The 23,810-nt window shown below is 23.0% G+C and carries 11 protein-coding genes; 8 read left to right on the forward strand and 3 right to left on the reverse strand.

Features of this window, described 5'->3' with window-relative positions:
* Positions 1–50 precede the first annotated feature (50 nt).
* From KQ877_RS00770 to KQ877_RS00795, 6 genes are all read left to right on the forward strand, one after another.
* Positions 51–776, forward strand: a complete 726-nt coding sequence (locus KQ877_RS00770) for a M48 family metallopeptidase (protein ID WP_216535737.1) — start codon at positions 51–53, stop codon at positions 774–776.
* Positions 761–1,432: a nuclease-related domain-containing protein gene (locus KQ877_RS00775; RefSeq protein ID WP_216535738.1), complete on the forward strand. Its 672-nt coding sequence runs from the start codon at positions 761–763 to the stop codon at positions 1,430–1,432. The genes KQ877_RS00770 and KQ877_RS00775 overlap by 16 nt, the downstream gene beginning before the upstream one ends.
* Positions 1,433–1,544: 112 nt before the next feature.
* On the forward strand, positions 1,545–2,042 hold the full coding sequence (locus KQ877_RS00780; protein WP_216488828.1) for a hypothetical protein: 498 nt from the start codon (positions 1,545–1,547) through the stop codon (positions 2,040–2,042).
* Between the two features lie 92 nt (positions 2,043–2,134).
* Entirely contained in the window at positions 2,135–3,346 is a 1,212-nt protein-coding gene (locus tag KQ877_RS00785; protein WP_216535739.1) for a replication-associated recombination protein A, read from the forward strand.
* Between the two features lie 2 nt (positions 3,347–3,348).
* Positions 3,349–4,293: a phenylalanine--tRNA ligase subunit alpha gene (gene pheS / locus KQ877_RS00790; protein ID WP_216535740.1), complete on the forward strand. Its 945-nt coding sequence runs from the start codon at positions 3,349–3,351 to the stop codon at positions 4,291–4,293.
* Positions 4,294–4,301: 8 nt separating this feature from the next.
* Entirely contained in the window at positions 4,302–6,473 is a 2,172-nt protein-coding gene (locus tag KQ877_RS00795; RefSeq protein ID WP_216535741.1) for a phenylalanine--tRNA ligase subunit beta, read from the forward strand.
* 72 nt (positions 6,474–6,545) lie between these two features.
* Here KQ877_RS00795 and KQ877_RS00800 read toward each other — a convergent pair whose 3' ends face one another.
* The 3 genes from KQ877_RS00800 to KQ877_RS00810 all read right to left on the reverse strand — a co-directional run bounded on the left by KQ877_RS00800 (position 6,546) and on the right by KQ877_RS00810 (position 21,168).
* Positions 6,546–7,796: a hypothetical protein gene (locus KQ877_RS00800; protein WP_216535742.1), complete on the reverse strand. Its 1,251-nt coding sequence runs from the start codon at positions 7,794–7,796 to the stop codon at positions 6,546–6,548.
* A 176-nt stretch (positions 7,797–7,972) separates the two neighbouring features.
* Positions 7,973–19,582 carry a GDSL-type esterase/lipase family protein gene (locus KQ877_RS00805; protein ID WP_216535743.1) on the reverse strand — a complete coding sequence of 3,870 codons (11,610 nt, stop codon included), beginning with the start codon at positions 19,580–19,582 and terminating at the stop codon, positions 7,973–7,975.
* An 11-nt stretch (positions 19,583–19,593) separates the two neighbouring features.
* Positions 19,594–21,168 (reverse strand): potassium transporter TrkG, encoded by a 1,575-nt coding sequence (locus KQ877_RS00810; protein ID WP_216488820.1) that lies wholly within the window; start codon positions 21,166–21,168, stop codon positions 19,594–19,596.
* A gap of 176 nt (positions 21,169–21,344) precedes the next feature.
* On the opposite strand from KQ877_RS00810, the gene KQ877_RS00815 reads away from it, so the two are divergent.
* Both KQ877_RS00815 and KQ877_RS00820 read left to right on the forward strand, forming a co-directional pair.
* Positions 21,345–22,028: a potassium channel family protein gene (locus tag KQ877_RS00815; protein ID WP_216488819.1), complete on the forward strand. Its 684-nt coding sequence runs from the start codon at positions 21,345–21,347 to the stop codon at positions 22,026–22,028.
* Positions 22,029–22,202: 174 nt separating this feature from the next.
* The gene (locus tag KQ877_RS00820) at positions 22,203–23,810 is read left to right on the forward strand and encodes a CTP synthase (RefSeq protein WP_216535744.1); all 1,608 of its coding nucleotides are present in this window, start codon (positions 22,203–22,205) and stop codon (positions 23,808–23,810) included.

Below are 23,810 nucleotides of genomic sequence, written 5' to 3' on the forward strand. Positions count from 1 at the left end.
TTATAGCACAAAAATCTATTTAAATTTATTTTTTTATTTAAAATTAATTTATGAAAAAAGATATTTCAAAAGACAAAATTCAAGTAATTTTAGATGATTCTACATATTTAATAACATTAAAAAAAGCTAGAGGAAAATTTAGTAATTTAAAAATTAAAGATGATGAAATTATTTTATCACTTGCTAAAGATGATAATATAGTAGATCTTGAAACTTTTATTAAAAAAGGTCTAAGAAATATTTTAAGACATATAAGTACAAACTTATTGTATGAAAGAACAAAAATCGATTTTGAAAATGGTACTTTTTATCTTTATGGTTTTAAAAGAAAGTTTTTAGTTGAAAAAAATAAGTTAACAATTTATTCACTATTCGAAACATTTCAATATGATTTAATACAAAATACAAAAGCAGAAATAAAACAAATTATCGAAAATTTTTTTGAATTGCAATTATCAAAAACAATTCGTATGCTACACAAAAATTATTTAGATTTAGTTAATGTTCAAGATAAATACAAAGGATTTACAATTAAAAAAGTAACTTCATACTGAGGAAAGTGCAAATTTGATGGTAATTTAACTTACAATCTTTATTTAATTTGTTTTCCTTTTGAAACAATTGAAGGTGTCATTGTTCATGAATTAAGTCATTTAATACATTTTAATCATTCAGAAAAATTTTATAATTTAGTTAACAAAATCTATCCAAATTACAAAAATAGTCAAAAATATTTAGAGCAGAAAAGAGTAAAAAAAATATGGAAAAAACAATAAAAACAGGTTTAATAATTTCAATGGTTTTATTATTAATTATTTTAGTTGCGGTCATTTATAAGGTGATTGTTTATAAAATAAATGTAAAAAATAAAAAAGGTAGAGGTAAAAAATTTGAACAAGAATTTTCTTTAGATATTGCCAAATGAGCACAAGAAAACAATTTCTTTTACATTGAACCTTCTTTATATAAAAACAACAATAAACTGTTTGAAGTAGATGGAATAATAGTAAATGAAAAAGGAATTTTTGTAATCGAAACTAAAAGTATAACAGGAAATATTGAAGGAGATTACAATGATAAAACATGATACAAAGTATTTAAAAACACAAAATACGAAATTCCGAATGTAATTTCTCAAAATGTTAGACATATCAAACATATTGAAGAAATTTTTAGTAATTTAGAAATTAATTTATATTCAATATTAGTATTTGAAGATTTTAATAAAACTATAAAAATTATTAATAATCCTGAGTGAAATTTAATTACAAAAGATACAATTTTTACTAGTGATTTAATGAAATTTATACAAAATACTGATTCGACACTCAACCAACACACAGTAAACACTGTTTACAACACACTGTCTTCACTTAGAACAAATTCAACAAAAGACAAGGTAAAATTTAAATCTTATCGCTATAAATTTTAGATTTTGAGTGTGAATTTGTGTATTTTTTCAATAAATGCAATGTGTTTGAAGAAAATTGTGATATAGTAATTACATATGATTGGAATTTGACATTAGAAAACTAAGGAGAAATATGAGAAAATTTTACATAATAGAAAAAACAGATGATGAAAATAAAAAAATATGACAATTAAAAGAAGCTAAAATTGACGAATACTTAACTTTTTATTCATTTAACGAAAGTTTAGAAAAATTTATGGATTTAGCTAAAGATGACGAATCATCAAGAGTTTGATTCCACCAAAATGGAGCATTTAGAGGAAGTATGAGTTTTGAAAAAGCTCACACAGCGCTTGAATTATTAAACGAAGAAAAAATTGAATCAGAAAGCGCAACAGACTATCTAGTTTCAAAAAGTTTAATTGAATCATCTTCAACGAAAAAAGAAGAAAAAACAGAACAACAAGATACACAAGAAATTACAAATGAAACCAAAACATATCCAACAATTATTACATCAGTGGAAGAAAAGGGATCAAAATGATTCTGAGTATTAATTTGAATATTAGTTGTTTTAATTCTAGTATGCATTGGATTGACATCATTTGGAATTTACAAACTATACAACTAAAAACATAAAAATTAAAACTGGTTGTTTTAATTTTTTATTTACCTTTTTTAATTAAATTAGTATAATTTAATTATTAAATTTAAAGGAAATAAATGAATTTAGCAACTTTACTTAGACCAAAAAAAATTGATGATCTCTTATTAGATAAAGAATTTAAAGAATTATTTAATAAAATCATTGAATATAAAGACTTTAGATCATTGATTTTTTACGGTTCACCTGGTACTGGAAAAACTACACTAGCTTTTATTTTGGCAAATGAATTAAGTTTAAATAGTAATTTTGATTATTTTAATGCAGCAACTGACAATAAAAATAAGTTAATTGAATTAATTGAAAAAAATAAAATCATTATCATCGATGAAATTCACAGATTAAATAAAGATAAACAAGATATTTTACTTCCTTATGTTGAAAATGGTTTAATTACAATTTATGCAACAACAACTGAAAATCCATTTTTTAAAATTAATCCCGCACTCAGAAGTAGAACAAATATTTTTGAACTCAAAAAACCAACAATTGAAAATATGTCAAACTATTTGGAATATCTAAATAATAAATTTAAATTAATAAATATTAAAGATAAAAAAATATATGATTTTTTAGCCGCATCATCAGCTGCTGATTTCCGAATTGCAATAAATAATTTAGATTTGTTAAATAAATTGTATTCGGATCAAGATATAGACTTAGAAAAAATTAAAAAAATACTACCAAGTGTAAATTTAATTATTGATAAAGATGGTGATGAACATTATAATTTACTTAGTGCTTTTCATAAATCATTAAGAGGAAGTGATGCCGATGCCGCATTATATTATGGTTATTTATTGTTTAGAGCACAACAGTATGATGCACTTTTTAGAAGAATGTTGTGTGCTTCATATGAAGACATCGGATTAGCAAATCCTATTGTTGCAACTCAAACACTTAATGCAATAGAAAGTTTTGAACGATTAGGTTTTGCTGAAGGATATTTACCAATTGCATTTGCGATTTTAAATATTGCTTTAAGTCCCAAATCAAATAGTACTTATTTAGCTTTTAACAACGTTAAAAATTTTATTGAAAATGGTAATGTTTATGATGTCCCTGTTTTCTTAAAAGATGCACACTATAAATCAGCTAAAAAACTCAATCGAGGTGTTGATTATAAATACCCACATGATTTTAAAAATAGTTATTATGATATTTCATATTTACCACAAGAAATTACCAATACAAAATTTTATAGTCCTAAAAATCAAGGATATGAAGAAAAAATTAAAATTTATTGACAACATATAAAAAATAAGGAGTAAAAATGATTTTTGATTTAGAAAAAATTCAAACACTAGAAGATCTTAAAAAAATTAAAGCAGAATTTAATTCACCTAATGGCGAACTAGCGACACTAACAAAACAAATTAAAGAAGTACCAAGTGAACAAAAAGCAGAAATTGGTAAAAAAATTCAAAAACTTCGTGAACAAGCAAATGATTTTTTTGAATTAGCAAAACAAAAAATTGAAAATTTAGAAATTCAAAAATCACTTGAAAATGAATGAGTAGATATTTCAGAACCTACATACAAGCAAGGTGGAATTCATCCTACTAATTTAGTGATTCAAAGAATGAAAGATTGATTTAATTTAAATGGATATTTTGAAATTAAAGAAACAGAAATAGAAAATGATGAATACAATTTTGAACGTCTAAATATTCCAAAGAACCACCCTGCTCGTGACATGCAAGATTCTTTATATATCGATGAAGAAACGCTAATGAGAACTCATAACACAGGAATTAGTGCAAGAGCATTAGAAAAAAATAAAAATCAAGCATTTAGTCAATATGCAATTGGAAAAGTTTATCGTAATGATGAAGAAGATATGACTCACAGTCATCAATTCACTCAACTTGATTTTGTTTCAGTAGGTTATACAAATTTCGGTAATTTAATGTGAACTTTAAAAAGTTTATTAAGTTATGTTTTAGAAGAAGAAGTAGAAATTAGACTAAGACCATCATATTTCCCATTTACTGAACCAAGTGTTGAAGTTGATGTCTTTTATAAGGGTAATTGAATTGAAATTCTTGGAGCAGGAATGCTACATAACAAAGTTTTAAAATTAGCAGGATATACAAATGATATGAATGGTTTTGCAGCAGGATTAGGAATTGAAAGAATTACTATGATTAAATATCAAATCACTGATATACGAGAACTATATATAAATGACAATAGATTTTTAAAACAATTTAAGTAGGAGGAAAAATGTTATTTTCATACACAAAATTAAAAAAATTAGCTAATTTATCAGATGATATTTCCGTTGAAGAAGTTGTTGGTGCAATTAATTCAATTGGTTTTGAAGTTGAAGAATATAAACCTTTTACAGACTTAGAGGGTTTAAAATTTGGTCATGTTTTAAAAACCTACAAAAATCCTAATGCAGATTTATTAACTGTTTGTGAAATAGACTTTGAAGATAAAATAAGAATTATTCAAACTAATGCCCAAAACGTAAAAGAAAATGACTATTTAATGGCATTTGTACCAGGTTCAAGATCAAAAAAAATAACTTTTGCACCGCGTGAAATGAAGGGTATAGTTTCTGAAGGGATGCTAGCTGGATTAGAAGAAATAGGTTTTGATATTGATGTTTTGCCTGCTAAATGAAACGATGGAATTTTTACTTTCCAAGAAAAAGTAGATTTAAGTTTAGATCCAATTAGTTATTTTGAACTACAAGATTACATTATAGATATAAGCATTCTTTCAAACAGAGCAGATGCAAACAGTTATTATGTAATGGCTCGGGAATTAGCGGCTTATTTTAAAACAAATATTAATTTCCCAAAAAACGATATAAAACGTTATAAAACTGAATTTAAAGTTGAAAACTTACAAGAAACTGATCACTTTACTTTATTTGAAACAACTCAAGATAACATTAAAATAACATTACAAGACGAAGTATTTTTATTAAAACACGGTATAAAAATATTTTCAAATGCTGTAAATTTAAGTAATTTAATTCTTTTATACACAGGAGTTCCTAGTCACTCATATGATTTAAATAAACTTGAAAGTAAATCAATTAGTGTACAAAAATACACAGGTGAAGTTGAAGTTTTAGGGAAAAACAAAATTGAATTAGAAAATGTATTAGTTGTTAAAGATCAAAATAAACCAATTTCAGTAGCTGCTACAATCGGTCTTGAAAATACAAGTTGTGATAATAAAACAAAAAATGTTTTATTTGAAATTGCAAGTTTTAGCACAAAAGAAATTAGACATTCAAAAAAACAAGTAAAATTAGAAACCCTTTCAGCTAATAGAGCATCTAAAAAAATAAATAATGGATTAATTCATCTTGCTCATGATTTTGCTGCAACACATTTAAATGAAGCTAGTCAAATTGTTAATTTAGAAAAAATAGAAACTACACATTTTAAATTAGATGAAACTTTTTTAAATAACTTTGCTGGCTTTGAATTAACAAAAACCTCAAAATATCAAGAAGTATTAAAACAATTAGAAATTCTTGGTTTTGAAATTAAAGATAATACGGTTTTTGTTCCTGATTATCGTTTTGATGTTGAAACTATACAAGATTTTAGTGAAGAAGTATTTAGATTTTATGGTTATGAAAACTTTAAAATGATTGAACCAACAATAATTAAAACAAAAAACAACATTTTTAAAGATTATGAAACAATTCTAGCAAAAATGGGATATCAAAACGTTAGAACATTTACCCTAACAAACAAAGAAAAAAATATTTTTGATCCTTTTGAATTTAATAATGTAATTAAACTACAAACTTTTGCATCATTAGATCATAGTGAAGTTAGAAATTCATTTATTTACTCACTATATGACGTTTTAAATTACAATGCAAAAAGAAACATCAATAAACTTTCAATTTTTGAAATTGGAATGATAAATAAAACAAATAATGTTTTGGCACTTGCTTCAAATATAAAAGATTTTAATGCTATAAAACAAGATATAACTGAATTATTAGATATTGAACTAACATACAAAAGATCTGATTATTCACTATTTCATCCTAATTTAAGTGCTTGAATATATCATAAAGATAAAAAAATAGGTTACATAGCAAAAACACATCCATCAACATTAAATTCCGATGCTTATTATGTGGAAATTTTATTAAATGAAGATATCGATACAAGTAAAGTATTTAAAAAATACAAAAATGACCCACTAAAACAAAGAGATTTTACATTTAGTTTAAAACCTCAACAAGATATTGAATTTATTTTAGATAAATTAAAAAATCTAAAAGGAATTTATGAAATAAAAGTGGTTGATTCATTTAAAAAAGACCAAAACACAACAAACATAACACTAAGTATTTTAGTAGAGGATTGAGCTATTAAAAAACTTGAACAAACAATTAAACAAATAAATGTATAAAAAAGTGTTTACAAAAACACTTTTTTTATATACAAAAACTTCAGTGTTTAGACTGAAGTTTGACTATTAATATTAGTTATTTGATTCTGTGCTTGTTACAACTTCAATTAAATCTTTAGGTATAATGTAATATTTTACAGATCCTAAATTATTCTTTGTTGTAAATTCACCTATATATTTTGCACCTGTTAGTTCTTTATCATTTCAGTAGACTTTTTTTGTTGTTGCATCATATTTTAAATGAGCATCAGCAGAAACGAAGTTAGATTTTAAATTATCTTTATCATTTACTACATTTGCTTCAAATAATAATTTTGATTCATTATTTGCAGAATATAAATCAGTGTTATTTTTTGCATTTGCTTCATCTTTTGTCATATGTTTAACGATTGAACTTTCTTCAAGTGTTAATTGTAAAGCATTATTTTCTAGTGTTTGTACTTCTTTTATTAAATAAGTTAATTGTAATTTATCTGAACTAATAGCTTTGTTTTTAAAATAAATTCCCTTTTTGTTTGTTTTAGTAACTTCTGGAGTAGTAGGTGTAGTTGTTAAATCATTGTAATTACCTAACTCAATTATGTAAATATTAATTGAAATAACTTTATCTTCTCCTGCTTTTAATAATCTAAATGATAAAACAACTTTTCCTTCAGCAGTTTTTTGTAATGATAAAGAGTTATCTTCAGTGGTTGTTGAAATTAATTCAATATTTTCTGGTCAATTAACATTGTTTAACTCAATATCATTTGAATGGTTTGCATTATCTGTTAATAATGTTTTACTTGTTTTATCAAATGAAATATTTTTATTTGAATCAATAGCTTCTTTGATATTTCTTTTACTTGCAGCATCTATTTTTGTTTTAATGCTTCCTTTTATTGAATTAACAAATTCATCTAACGCTTTTTGTTTTTGTTCAGACGTTTTTTCTTTATGCATTGGATTTGCTGGATTAGAGTTGTTATTATCGTTAGTATTTGAATTATCTGAATTAACTTTCAATGAATCTTTAGCTTCTTTTAAACCATTTAAAATCATTTCGATTGCTTTTTCAACATCAGTTTGTGTTGATGTTTCATTTAAAGCTAATCTTGATGCTTCTTCTAATACTTTTCTTAATTTTTCTTTAGCTTGTTGTTGATTTGGTTCTTTTAAAGTATTTGAATACTCCACAGCTTCATCAAATGTTTCTTTGTATTTATTAAGGTTATTTTGTTTATATGAACATGATGCTGATATAGCTGGTATTGATACTAATGATGCAGCAGCTAAAACTGTTACTAATGATAAAAATATTTTTTTAGATTTTTTTGTTTTCATATTGTTTCCTTAGGATATTCAAAATATAATTAAATAATGAATTTTTATAATAATATTATAAATAATACTATAAAATCATGTTTTTTTTAAATAAAGATAATTTTTAGGGTAAAAAATACGTATTTTTGCGATAATTTCATTTTTTTATAACAAAAAGTGCCAAGTGGCACTTTCTTTTAATATTTACCTTTTTTAATTTTTGGAACGATTTGTCAATTAGGACTTCATCATGAACCATTATTTTTTCATTCTGCAAAACCACTGATTACATTTAGTGAAGTTTCACCTGCTGCGTTCATGAATTTTCCTCAACTACCTTCACGAATAGTTCATAGAACATATTCTTTTTTGGTTAAGTTCTTACCATTATTAATTTTTGTTCCAAATTTTACATAAGGGCTATATTTCTTTTTATTTGGATCATTATCAGGGAATTCAGATGTAGTTAAAATATAAATAATGTCATCAGGTCTATAATTTTGCTCGTTTGCATAATAATCTTTTTCAAACGCATTTGCTTTTAGATAATGAGCATAAACATTTAACTCATTACGTATAGGTCAAATATCACGTGGACTTTCAAAACTTGCTTTTAAAGTTTTGTTTAAACGTTTTAGACCTAAAACATTATCTTCTAACAGAATTCATAAAATTGGTGGATTACCTGTTGAACCAAATCATCATCTAATGAATTTTTGTTCTCTTTCACTATCAGTTGTTTCTCTAAAATACATTTGGAACACAGCATAGTTTACTGTTGTATAAACTCTATATAAAGCTTTATATGCAAAGTTTTGTCTTCTTTTACTGTAACCTGCTGCATTTTCTGGAAGTTTTTGTTGTCAATAAACTTTAGAAATTGTTTTATAAACTTTATCTAAAATATCTAATGCTGTTTTATTAGATGAAACCATATAATCAGGATTTTCATCTGAAGGTGCTGGAGCAGCTTTTGGTTTAATTGCAGTTAATTTTCCGATGGCTTCTCAAACAGAATTTCCGACCATATCGTCAAGATTCTTTTTATTTGTTCGTTTAGATTTATCTGGATCTGTATTTAGATTTCTTAATCCGTTGTATAGTAATGAATTTTCAAAATTAGATTTTTCAAAGAATAAATTAATTAGTTTTGTAAATTCTAATGAAGTAATTGCATGTTGAGCATCATCACCAACAAAATCTAAAATAACACCAATATCACCTTCTCCAATTGCACTCATTACTTTTGCAAAAGCATCTGAAATTCATTTAGTTGGTTGCTCTATTTTAAACTCTAAAGCTTTTTTAGATAGTCATCAGAATGAACGAAGTAATATTTTTTTATTAAATCAATCGTTATTTAATAATTTAGGTACTAATTTTTGCAATACATCGCTTAAAAGTTTGACATCTTGATCATTTGTATTTTCTACTTTCATGAACTTAAATATTAATTTAGTTACATTATCAGCATTTTCTTTTTTATTAAAGAATTCAGTTAAAGTGTCTTTTAGAAGTTTTATAATTGCATCTTTTTCATGTTCAATTATTAATGATATTAAATTAGGTAGTGTTGAATCTTTACCATCATTGTATTCTTTTCATTTTTTTACATCAGTTTTTAGAACATCATTTGCTATTTTATTTGTAAATGTTTCAATAGATTTATATGATACTAATTCACGAAGTAATTTTTGAATTTCTTCTTTATTTATGTTTGGATTAGAAGTAATAATTGAACTTAAATCAATATTAACTACAACATCTTTAATTATTTTATGAACAGCTTTTTGAATAATTTTTAATTTTTGCTCACCGTGTTTTGCACCGTCTAATGAATTATTAAATGACATAAATATTTTTAGAATTAAATCTTCAATATTTCTGTATTTTTGATTATTTTGTGAATCTGAAGGAGTATTTGTTGAACTAGAATCTGTATTATTTGAATTTTCTGATGATGTTTTGTTTTGGATATTTAAAATTAATTTCTTAATAAATTTATATAAGTTAAATATTTTTTCAGATTGTTGTTGGTTTATTTCATTAGTATCAGAAATCAAATCTTTATCTTCAATTAATATATTAATAAAATCTCTACCAAATTCTTTTGTTAATATAGTATTTCAATGTGTATTCTTTAATATTTTTTCTAATAATGATGGAAGTAAATTAGCATTAAACTTATTATTTACAAGGAAGTCTAAATCAACTACTTGATCTAAAATACTATTAAATAAAGTTTTAAAGTAATCTTTATTTGTTAATGTATCAATTGCTTTTGATACAACTGAAATAAATGAAATTGCTTCTTCGCTAGTTTCAGTATATTCAAGGTTATATGTTTTATTTAAGTAATTAAATATATCTTTTGCAATAAAGTTTTCGTTATTATTTTCAGAAACTCCAAATGATAATATCTCAATTAATGATGCTTTTAATTCATTTAAATTAGATTTAATAATTGCTTTTATAACATCATTTAAATTATTCGCATTTTGGATATTTGAATCGCTTACATGTAAATAATGTTTAACTATTTTTGAAACAGCATCTTCTAATTGAGTGCTATTTCCAATTGAATGAAGTACATTATTAATTGTTTCAATTTTAAATATTCCATTAATGTTAAATTCTTGAGCATCAAATTTTGTTAATTCATATTTTAGTATTTTTGAAATAGTTTGTGAAACTCTTGAAGAAACATCTTCATTATCTAATGAACCATTTAAAGTTTTTAAAATCTTGGTAATAAAATCAAATAATGAATTTTCACTAGTTTGTTGAGAATTCTCTTCATTACTTGAATTTTCTGAAGTATTTGCTTCAGTATCTGTTGTTTTTGAAGGGAAATTAATATTTGATCTTAATACTTTATATAACTCAACAAAATCATTTACAGCAGAATTTTCATTAAATAAATTATTTAATAATGAAGCTGCATTTTCTTTTGTTACTAAAGAAAGAATGGTTTCAAAATTAAATTTCTTAGCAATTGTATCTTTAATTAATTCTGAATCAATTTGACCATCTTTAATGAAGTTAATTTCTTTTAAAGCATCAATTAAATGACCTAGAATGTCTTTATATGACTCATTTTCTTTTATAAATTTAAATATTCTTGTAGAGATATTTTTTATTGTTTGTTTGTTTTTTGAAGCTAATTTTTTAATTAATTGTTTGTCTATTGCATTTATTATAAATTCATCTAATAAATCTTTATCAGTATTAATTAATTCATTAATAAATTCTTTTATATTATCTAAAATACCATTTTTAGCATTAGATAGATATTGTTTTATTATCTCGTTTATATCATTTGCAGAACTTAAATCATATGTTTTATCTAAATACTTAATTAATATAGTATCTAGCATTGTATCTAAAGAAGTATAATCAACGACTTTTGTTAATAAATTCTTTAATTTTTCAGCATTTTCATCACCATTAACAACTTTAGAAAAATCTGCTTCAGTTATTTCTACTTTTGCTATTTCTTTTAATAATTTCTTGATATTTTGTTTTAGAGTTTCATTATTATTTCCCTCTAAAATACCATTTGCAGATTTTAAAATTTTTGTAATTAAATCAAAGTTGACTGAATTTTGTGTACTTGTTGAGTCACTTTCAGTACTTTCTTCTGAATTTTCCTTAGTTAATTTTGAAAAATCATTAAATCTAAATCATTTATAAACTTTAATAATTTCTTTAATGTTTTTATCTAAGTTATCTTGAGTTAATAAATTATTTAAAATATGTTGAATATTTGTGTTTGAAAATAGAGATTTTAAATTAGTTTCATCTTGTAACTTAGTAGAAATAGAATTTAAAATTTCTTTATTAAATTGATTATTTGTATCAAATATATCATTTGAACTTAAAACTTCTTTTAAGATATTAAATAATTTATTTACAAATGTAGTTCTATTAATTTCTTTTGTAGCAAGTTCAATAATATTTTGTAAAGCTAATTTAATTTCTTGTGGAATTTCTTTTTCTAATTTAGTTTCAATAATATTAATAATTAATGCACTTAAATTATGATCTTGTTGATTTAATTTAATAATTTCATAAATTGTTTTTTCTGCATCACCTGAAATATTATTTATATTATTTTTTACTAACTTATTAACTAATTTATAAATATCTTGTGAGTCATTATATTCTTGTGATGTGAAGAAATTACTTAAAACTTTATTTGTAAGTTGTTTAAATTCATTTAAGTTTAAGGTAGATAAAATAATAGTTTTTAAAATGTCTTGTGAATTACTGCTTAAAATATCAATATTTGATAAGTTTAATTGTTTTTTAACATATTCTTTAGCAATAAATAACACAACTTCATTTATATTATTTATGTTTTGATTATTAGTTTGATCTAAAGAACCAGAAGCAAGTTTTGCAACGTTAAATACTCAACTAATAATTTTTGTTTGATTATTTTCCTTGGTTTCATTAGTTGTTTCTGAGTTAGTATCACTTGTTGTTTCACTTGAATTTGTTGTTCATTTTGAATTAATAATTGCTTGCAATACATTTATTATTTTTTCTTTATTTTCATCTGTGAATAGTTTTGAAATAAATGCTTTAAATGAATTTTTTGTTAATAGTTTTTGAATTATTGTTTCAGAAGTAAATAGTTCTTTTAGAGAATTGATTATGTCAGGATTTAAGGTTTTATCTTCTAATAAAATGTCTTTATTTTCTAAAGTATCTTTTATGTTAGAAAATGCTTTATCTAAAACATCACTTTCTGTAGCAAATGAAATGATAGAGTTAATTATTTCTTTTAAATTATTTTCTGTTTGAGTATCAAAATCAATATTTAAAGATTTTTCGATAATTTGAATTGCAATTTCTTTTAAATTTGCTTTAATATTTTCATCTTTTAATGCTGCTTTAGAAATTTTTATTAATTCGTCTTTAAATGTTTGTAAATTATTTTTAACAAGAGCATTAACTATTTTTGGAATAGAATCTAAACTTTCATATTGATTGTTTGTAAAGTAATTTTCAAACAATTTAGCAAGTAAATCTTTGGTTTCTTTTAATTTTAGAACTTTTGCAACAATTTCTTTTGTTTTTTGTTTTGATTGATCATTTAAAATTTTGATTTTATCTAAATTTAATTTACTATCTACTAAATCTTTTGCAATTAAAGTTATTAATTCAGAAACATTATTTATAACATTATCTTTTTTATTATCTTGAGTATAAATGTTTGAAGCATTTTGTAGAACTTTTAATAATAATTGTTCAAAGTTAATTTTTTCAGTCTGATTATCTGTATTTTCTTCGTTTGTATTTGAAGAAGAATCAGTAGTTTCTTTTTGTGATAATGAAACAAAGAAATTAACAACTTTTAATATATCTTGATTGATATTTTCATCAAAGAAGGTTTCTAAAAATTGTTTTATATTTTCTTTTGATAAAAGATTATTTATAGTTTCTTGTTTGGTTAATAATTTAATTAATTCATTGACTAAATTTGAATTTAATTTAACATTTTTATCTAATAAGTCATTATTTTGAACAAATGATAAAATTGTTGTTTTAAGTGCATTTAAAACTTCATCTTTTGAAACAAAAGCATATAGTTTATTAAATACTTTTTTAGCTGATTCTTTTACATCGTCATCAAGAGTATTATTTGATTTTGCTTCAATAACATTTATTAAAATTGAAGTTAATTTGTTAGAATTTTCAGTATTTGTTAATACATTTTTAATTATTTTATTAATGTTTTCAATTGAAGTTTCTGCATTGTTTTTAACTATATGATTAATAAATTCACTAATGTTTGAAACATTTGTGTATTTATTTGTTGTCATGTAATCAGTTAAAATGTTTTTTAATAATTTAGAAAATTCTTCATCATTTGAAATTGAAACTAAAATATCTTTAACATTATCTTGATTTTGTTTTGTTAAAATATCTGTCAACTTAGATATATCAACACTTTGTTTTAGATATCTTTGTACAAATTTAACTGCAACTTTTGTAATATTTTCAACAACGTTAGAATCAGCTGGATTATCTAAAACATTACTAAATGCTTTTAGAATGTCTAAAACATAATCAGGTATTGTTGGTGATTTTGTTTCATTGGTTTCAGTTACTGAATTTGTTTCTTTGTCTTGAGATTTTATTCATTTTGCTTTGATGAAAAAGTCTATAATTTCAACTATTTTATCGCTTCTATCTTCATTAAAAATTGCAACTAGAATTGGTTTGATATTTTGTTTATTTGCAAAACTAATAAGTTTATCTTTATTTGTAAATGTTGATTTTAAAATTTCAACTATTTTATCATTGAAAATTAGTCCTGATTTTAGAACATCGTTTTCAGAAATTATTGATTTTAATTCTTTAATCAATTCATCTAAAATAGGCATGTTATCAATATTATTTAATATCGCAACATAAATTTCTTTTAAATTAGTTTTAGTTGTTTGATCTACTTTAGTTTCTAATTTGCTATTTAAAAGATTTATTAAAATTTCAAATAAATCATTTTGATTTTGATTTTCTTTTAATACTTTAATTATTAATTTTTTAATATTGTTTGCTATTTTGTCGAAATTATTTTTTGCAACATTATTTATAAATGTTTCTATATTTTCAGTGTTTTGATATGTATTTGTTGTTAAAAATTCTTCGGCAATTGTTTTTAAAATTTCAGTAACATTTTCATCTTTTAATGAACTATTAATAATTTGGTTGATAAATGATTTGTTTTGATCACTTAAAAATGAAATATTATCTAAATTTAACTTATTGTTAATAAATTTGCTTGCTATCGTTTGAATTGTTGAAACAATATTATCAATTACTTGACTATCATTTGTTTTTGATAATGTGTTTGTAAATTTATTGATAAATGTTCAAATATCAAATTTATTATTTTTTGAATTATTTTCAGTAGATTCATTATTTTCAGAATTTTCAGTGCTTGAAGTTGATTTTTTCAAGATTCCATCTAATAATGCTTCAACAACTACTTTAAGATTTTCTTTATTTTGTTCACTAAATATATTAGTTAAAATTCATTTTGCATTTTTAGTTGTAATTATTTCATTTATATTGAATTTAGCTAAGAAATTATTATCAAATAATGAAGATAGATCAGTTGGATCATCTAGTGTAATTGCATTTAGTGTATCAATAAATTTATTTAAAACAACATCAATTAATTCTGAATTTTCTACGTTAGAAATAATATTTTTAAATATAGATTTGAAGTTATTTTCAATTGAAGTAAAATTATCAATTTTGTTAAGTTGCATAAATACAATATCTGCTAAAAATTCTTGTAATTTTTCTTCTTTTGATAATCATTTTATGTATTCTGAAACTGTATTTTTATTTAGTTTAATAACTTGTTTAAACAGTTCAAAAATATTTTTAACTTCAGAAATTTCTTGTTTATTATTAACAAAAATACTATCAATTAATGATTTTATAAATTCTGTTGTTTTTGAATTTTGTAATAACTCATCTACAAAATAATCAACAAATGAATTTCATGAATCTTGTGATATATTTAAAGTATTTTTTGTTTCAGGATAAATATTTTTTAAAGTTGTTTTTAAAAAGTTGTGTGATTTTTTATTTTCTAATATGAAAACAAGAATTTCTTTAATATTTTTTGAAATTTCTTGAGCTGATGAAGAATTGTTAATTTTTTTAACAAGTTTAGGAACTATTCTGTAAATAATTTTATCAATACCTTTTAAATTATTTGTATTAGTTTGAGTATTATTTTCAGTGTTTTCTGTATTTTCTTGAGGATTATTTGATGTGGTTTGTTTGTCTAGTTTATCAAAAATTTGTTGTTTGTTATTATTTATTATTTCCAATAAATTCTTTATATCTTCTTCATCTAATAAATCAACGAATTGTTCAATATTTATTTCTTTTAATAATTCAAATATTTTATCAATTTGTAAATCGCCTTTAAAGTTAATGTTTAAAACAACATCATCTGATAAAACAACAATTTTAGCAACTGCATTAGTTAATTCTTCTGATATTGTATTTATAAATTTTTCGTTATTTAAATTATTTAATATTTTTTCTAATGTGTTTGTTAATGTTTGAGCTTGTGTATCAGTTATTTGTATGTATGGTTTTAAATATTCTTTAATAATTTGACTAACAACAACTAAAGCAGAATGTTTGTATTCTTGATTAGTAAATATTTCATTTAAAATAACTTTTGATAAATTAGATACCTTACTTACTAAATTTTTAATTACATATTCTTTAAATCATTCTGAAGGACTATTTTTTGAAGTTTCAATAGATTGATCACTAAAAATTGTGTCAAATATAGATTTAACAGTTGTTTTTGATCAATTTGATAAGTTTGCTAAAATAATATCTTTTGATTGTGAAATGAAATTATTGAAATTATCAACTGTATTTTGATCTCAGTTTTTATCAGAAATATCAATCTTTTTAAATAATTGATCAACGGTTTTATTTAAATCTATTTTTTCAAAAACAAAATTAATGAAATTATCATTTGTAAAAATTGGTTTTAGCGCAATAAGTCATTTATCAATTCCTACATGAACTACATTATTTGAATCTTTTGCAACTATTACTGAAAGAATATTATTAATTATATTTATTTGTGAAACATCAAAATAATTTTTTAATTGTTCAACTAAAATACTGTAAATTGATTCAAAAGTATTTGCACTAGAAAAATCTATATTTTCAAATAAATCAAGTAGGTCACTTAGTAATTTAGAATCACTAATATTTTCTAAAACTTTTGAAATATTTTCATTTAATAAAGTTAATTGTTCATTTGAAATTTGTAATTGAGAGTATTCTTTTAAAATACTTGTAAGAATTTTAATTGCAAGATCTTTTGAATTACCGTTTTTTACAATTACTTTTATAAATTTATTAACTAATTTTTTAGGTTCTAAAATTTTAATATTTTTAATAGTATTTATTAAAATTTCATTTAAATCTTTGCCTTTTAATTTATCTAAATTATCTATTATGTTACTAAATGATGAAATAATTTGTGTTTTTAATTCATCATCAGCAAAAAGATCATTAACTAAACTTTTAAATCATAATGTTAAAGCATTTTTAAGTCCATTTTCAGCTGATAAATCAATATTTAATTTTTCAGTTATATTTAAAAAATCAATTTGTTCATAAAGTCTATTTATTATGTTTCCTTCTGAATAAATTGCAATAAATTGATTTATTAAATTATTATTTAGTATATTTGATTCTAATAAGTATTTAACAAATAATTTTAAGTTATCTTTTACTTTTTGGTTGTTATTAATATTGTCATTGTTTATGACATTTAAAAATATTGTTTTTAATTTTTCAAAGTTAAATGTTGAATTACTTTGTACAAAATCACTAATATTAATATTTTCTAAATAATTTTTATCTGCTACAGATTGAATTAAAACTCTCATTCCTTCAACATATTTTTCATCATCTAAATTATCTGAAAGTAAGGAAATTACAATTTCCCCGTTTTCATTTCCTGGATATGAATCTAAAATAGTAGAAGTTAAAGATAAGGTGATAATTGAATCAATATTTATATTTGGTTTATTAATATTTTTAAATACTAAATCAACAAATTTACTAATTACATTTTCAAAAAATGGTTTGTTTTTGAAATTATTAATTAGTTTTTCTAAGAAATATTGAACTTTTTGTCTATCGATATCACTTAATTTTTTTGTGGTTCTATCTTCAATTTTATCTAATAATATATTTGTAATTAAATTAATTGATTCAGTGTTGTTTGTAATTGAGTTAATAATTATATTTACTATTTCATTTATTTTAAGACTATTTGATTCATAAACTTTAGCTAAAAAATCAACTAAATTTGGTGAATCTTCAAAATATCTTGGATAATTATCAACTATTTCTGAAACAATTTCTTTTAATTTATCAACTATATCAGAAACAATATTTTGATTACTATATATTATTTTTGCAAAAGCTTTAGAAGATTGACCTAAAGCTGGTATAAAGTTTTTTTCATTAACAAAATCAGTTAGTAATGACAAAATAATTTGTTTTAAGGTTTGATTTTTATCATTTTGTTTAAAGAAATCACTTAAAACAAATTTTCTAAGTGAATCATAAATAATTTTCTGGTCAAAAACCGTATCAGTAATAATTTTTTCTATTTCACTTGATTCAATATATTCTGATGGTTTTGAATCAATTAAAGCTTCTACTTTACGTTTAATTTGGTTAAATATTTTTCCAAAAATTCCTGTGTTTATAAATTCAATAACAACATGTTTTAAAAATCCATCTTCTGCATTCTGTTTTATGATATTGTCAATCATTTTTTCAAAATTAGGGAAATTTTCTAACTTAAATCCAATATTACTTAAAGCATTTTTAATATATGTTTTAACTTGATCTGAGTTAAAAATTAAATCATCTTTTGCTAAATAATTTTCTAATATGGTTTCAATATCAATGTTAGGATTTAATGCAATGAATTTCATTATGTTTTGATTTATAGTATTATTTTCAAAATCATATGAAACGTCAAAAGTATTATTATTTAATGCATATACCCCATAAATTAAAAGTTTAATTTCGTTGTTTGTGTAATCTTTGAAATTAATAACTTGTTTATGTGCATCTTGATCACTTTTTTCAAATTCAGTTATTTCTTTTTGTTCGTTATTTTCACGGTTTGGATTATAAGACATTTTTAAAAAGATATCTTGAGCCATTTTCTTATAACCTAAAATATCAGGATGAATATCAAAAATATTACTTGCTAATTCTTTTGATTCTGCTTTTCATAATTCTTTATTAAATGAATTTATGTAATTTATATTATTTTCTAAAGCAATATCTTTTAAAACATTATTTAGTGAATTTATTACAAAATCAGAAAAATTCTCTTGAACTTTTGCGTATTTTTTGTCAATCATGTTTGCGATTCTAACAAAAGGCATTGGATATGAAATTATATTTATATTTAATTCAGGGTTAATTTCACGAAGTTTTGTTAGAAGTTTTGAATATTTTTTGGTAATATCTTCTTTAAATTTTGCAGATTCTTTGATAAATTTATCATATTTATTTTGAATATCTGCATCACTTATTTCAGAATCATTCATACTTAAAACACTTATTAAATCAAATAAATCAACATATGAAAGATAATCATTAGCACCAAGACTTATAGTTAAAAGATTAGCATTTTTTATTTCAGATGCTAATTTACCAACTTCATTATTTGTAACTTGAAAATCATTAAATAAATATTCTAATCTGTTTTCAGCATACATCTTAATTGGATTTTTAGGTGATTTATCAATTGATAAATCAAATGCTAAACGATTTTGAATTACATGAAAATCACTTGAATTTTTATCATAAGATAAAGGGTCAAGTAAATATAATCAATCATCAACAGTTGTTCCTGTTAAACCAAAATTTGTATAACTTGCTAATTTTGTATTTCTGTCATTTGTCATTTTAATTGCATTAGCAAGATATGATGGATAACTTAATCCTTCAATTTTATTAGTTTCTACATTTAAGTAACCACCTTGATCGTATCCAAACTTAGCATTAAATCCAGCTGCTATACTATCCCCGATAGCAACATAATGAATATCACCTTCCAAAGTAGAAACATCACTTTTTTGATTTTTTTCTACTTTAGGATTTATTTGTTGTTGTGTGGGTTTAGTTAAAATTATTGACAACGGAGTAACAATTGAAGTTGCTGCTACAATTGATAAAAATGCTAATGTTATTTTTGCAGATTTTTTCATAATTACCTCTTTTATCCTAATGGAACATCTTCATAAATATAGTGATAATTAGATACATAAGATTTTTGATTTCCTCAAACCAAAATTGTTGAGGTTATACCTAATTGTCCTATAAACATATAAACAATTAAAAATAATTTTGATGTTAAATTAAGTTTTTCAGTTATCCCAGTACTTAATCCAGCACTACCGAAAGCAGAACAGACTTCAAAAAACACTGAAACTATTGTGTATTGTTTCTGATTATTTAAACTTGCAAATTGTGTTATGTCTGATAAATTAAATGAAACAATAAAAGTACCAATTAAAACTAAAACAAGTCCTATAGTTAAAATATTAATAGCTTTAATCAACGTTTCTTTACCTATTTGTCTATGAAAACTATTAATTGTATTTCTACCTCTAATTGTATTAAAAACACTTAAGAAAATGATTGCAACAGTAATATTTCTAATCCCTCCCGCTGTTGAAACAGGTGCAAAACCAATAAACATTAAAATTGCATGTAAAAGTGTTGTTTGTGTTGAAAAATGATAGTAATCAATTGTAGAAAATCCAGCACTTCTTGTACTTATGGTATTAAAAATAATTGCAAAACTCTTATTAAAATTGCTTCCATACTCAGCCTGTTTTCAAAATCCTGTTGGATTTTTATTAATTATTTCAAATAAAAAAGTTAATAAAATTCCAATTGTTGTAACTAAAAAATAGGTTGTTAAATTTAATTTTGTAAATAACGTAAATTCGTAGCGTTGTTTTTTTATTCTCGCTTGAATTTTTTTATAAAAATCATATATAGTAGGGTATCCTACACCACCTACAATTATTAAAATAATAATTCAAACTTGTAATATATAAGCATGATTATAAGCACTAATTGAATTTGGTCCAATAATATCAAAACCAGCATTATTAATAGCACTAATACTTTCAAAAGTAGCATATCTTAATGAAAGTAAAATGTTATGATGAGGATTATATTTTTCTTTTATGTAAGGATTAAAAATTTCTACATCTCCGATATTTGCTTTGCTATTATCAAAAAAACCATCATTACTAAAATAAAAATAAAATGTCATAAAAACAATACTACTAAATAAAACAACAAATAATGTAGTTAAAGATACTTTAATAACTTTTTGTGTATCACCCACAACAGTAGAGCCGCGTTCAACTTGAATTAAATCACGCTTAAAATGACTTGTTTTAGTTTTAAACATCCAGCCAAATAATATTCTAAAAATGTAAAGTTTTAGTGTAAAAAAACCAAAACCCCCAATTAAAATTCCTATTGCAATAACAGCTTGACCAAATTCATTGAATCCTTCACTTATATTTATATTACTTAATCCTGTATCACTAAAAGCACTAGCAGCAATAAATAAGGCATCACCATAATTAAAATCAGGCTTTTCAATAAGCATGTTTTTGTGGCTAATAGGTCAATATAAAAATAAAGATAAAATAATTGTAATAATTAAATAAACTAAGAAGATATATTTTATCTTTCCTGTTTGTTTAAAATAATAAAATATATTTTTGCCGTTTATATTTCATTTTCTTAGACGGCGTCTTGTATTTTTCATAGTGTTAATTTTACATTAATAATAAAATTTTTTGCGATATTTATTTATAAATTTATAATTTATACATTTTTTAAAACCAAGCCAAATAAACACTAAAATTATTATTTTTAATCGACTTTATTGCAAAAAAGATAGTAAAATACTAATATATTACAGTTTTTTAAGAGGTAATTAAAATGAAAAAACAAAAGAAAGTTTCTGAAATTTGTATCATAGGAATGGGAAGATACGGTCAAAGTGTTGTTAATAATTTGCTAAAAAAATCAGCTGACATCAGTTTAACTTTAATAGATAAAGATGAAAAAAATCTAGCAAGTTATAAAAATGAAGTTTCAAAAATTTATGTTGCTGATGGTGCGGATCCTAAAGTTCTTAAATCATTAGGAATAATAGACAGTGACGCAATTGTTGTTGCAACTGGAGATAATGTAGAAATAGTTGCTTCATTGCAAGAAATTGGTGTAAAAAATATCATAGGAAGAGCAAACAGCGAAAGACATGCTAGAGTTTTAAGACAAATAGGAGTAAATCAAATTATTAGTCCTGAACAAGAAGCAGGGATTAAGACAGCAATAATCGTTGCAAATCAATCTTTTTTAAGATACTCTCAAGATCTAGAAGATATTGGAGAAGATTTTGTAATTGGGACATGTTATATTAAAAACGAAGAAATTTTTGATAAGCAAATTAAAGATTTAGATTTAAGAAAAAGAAACGCCAACATCGTTTTAATTCAAAGACAAAACACAAGTTTTTTACCAGATGGTAATTTTAGAATTCAAAAAGATGATTTAATTACTGCTATTGCTAAAGTTGAAGATTTAAATAGCGTTTTTGACTGATTTTCAGAATACGAATAATTGTTTTTGTATAATAATTAAAATATCCTTACAAAATAGGGTATTTTTTGTATTTAAAAGCATTTTAAAAATTTAAAAATTATTCAGCAATTATTTTTTTAAATTTTAAGTGTTGTTTTGTTATAAAATTATTAAATATAATTTAATATTTTAAATTAGATGGTTGGGGGAAAAATGAAAACAAATTATATTTTTGTAACTGGTGGTGTAATCAGTGGTATTGGAAAAGGAATAAATGCAGCAAGTATAGGAAGATTGTTGAAGGCACGTGGATTTAATGTATTTTCAATGAAGTTAGACCCATACTTAAATGTTGATCCTGGTGTTTTAAGTCCATTTGAACATGGAGAAGTTTATGTAACTGAAGATGGTGGAGAAACTGACTTAGATTTAGGACATTATGAAAGATTTATTGGTGAAAATTTAAGTAAATTATCATCAGTTACAAGTGGAAAAATATTCCAAAAATTACTTCACAAAGAACGTGATGGAAAATTTGAAGGAAAAACAGTTCAAATAGTACCTCATTTTACAGATGAAATTGAAAAAATAATTTTGGATATTGAAAAAAATAAAAATCCTGACTTTGCAATTATAGAAATTGGTGGAACTGTTGGTGATTTAGAAAGTAATTCATTTTTCTATGCACTTGCACAAATAAGATATAAAATGCGTGATAGAGTATTTTTTGTTCATACATCATATGTTCCGTTTTTAGAAGCAAGTGGAGATTTTAAATCAAAACCTACTCAGCATTCAATTAGTTTATTAAGAGAATTAGGGATAAATCCTAATCTTGTGTTTTTAAGAAGCCACAAAACTCCAAGTGATTATGTTGTACAAAAAGTTGCAAAATATACTTTTTTAAATGAAGAGAACATCATTCCAGTTCCTGATTTTAAACAAGTTTATAAAATGCCTTTATATTTAGAAAAACACAAGGTAAGCCAAATAATTTTAAAGTATTTCAATATTAAAAACAAAAAACCAGATCTTAAAAATTGAAAACATTTTGTTTCATTGATTGACAAAAAATATGAAACAAAATTAAATATAGCAATGGTGGGAAAATACACAACATTTGAAGATGCATACAAATCAATTATTGAAGCTTTAAAAATATCAAGTGCTTATTCAAATGTAAATATTGCACTTAAATGAATTGAATCTGAAAAAATTAAAGATGATGAAGATGCAAAACAAAGTCTTGAAAATATTGATGGTGTAATTATTTTACCTGGATTTGGTTCAAGAGGTATTGAAGGAAAAATTAAAATCGCAAACTATACAAGACAAAATTTAATTCCAACATTAGGGATTTGTCTTGGTATGCAAATTATGTCAATTAATCAAGCAAGATTAAAAGGCATAAAAAATGCAACAAGTTATGAATTTAAAACAGATAATAAAGATGAAGTTTATGTTTTAGATTACATAAGAGGAAAAGATTCAAGCGATGCAATTGGTGGTACTTTAAGATTAGGTGCTAGTGATACAAAAATTAAAAAAGACACATTAGCATTTAGTATTTACCAAAAAGAAATTGTTAGTGAAAGACATAGGCATCGTTATGAAATAGTTGAAGATTATCGCAACATATTAGAAGATGGAGATTTTATTTTTTCAGGTGAAGAACCTAATACTCATTTAGCTGAAATTTGTGAATTAAAATCTCATCCATTTTACATCGGTACTCAATACCACCCTGAGTTTAATGCAAGACCATTAAATCCACATCCATTATTTAGCAGTTTTATAGAAGCAATTAAAAAGGAAAAATAA

This window comes from Mycoplasma zalophi, from assembly GCF_018914005.1.
Taxonomy (GTDB): Bacteria; Bacillota_I; Bacilli_A; order Mycoplasmatales; family Metamycoplasmataceae; genus Metamycoplasma; species Metamycoplasma zalophi_A.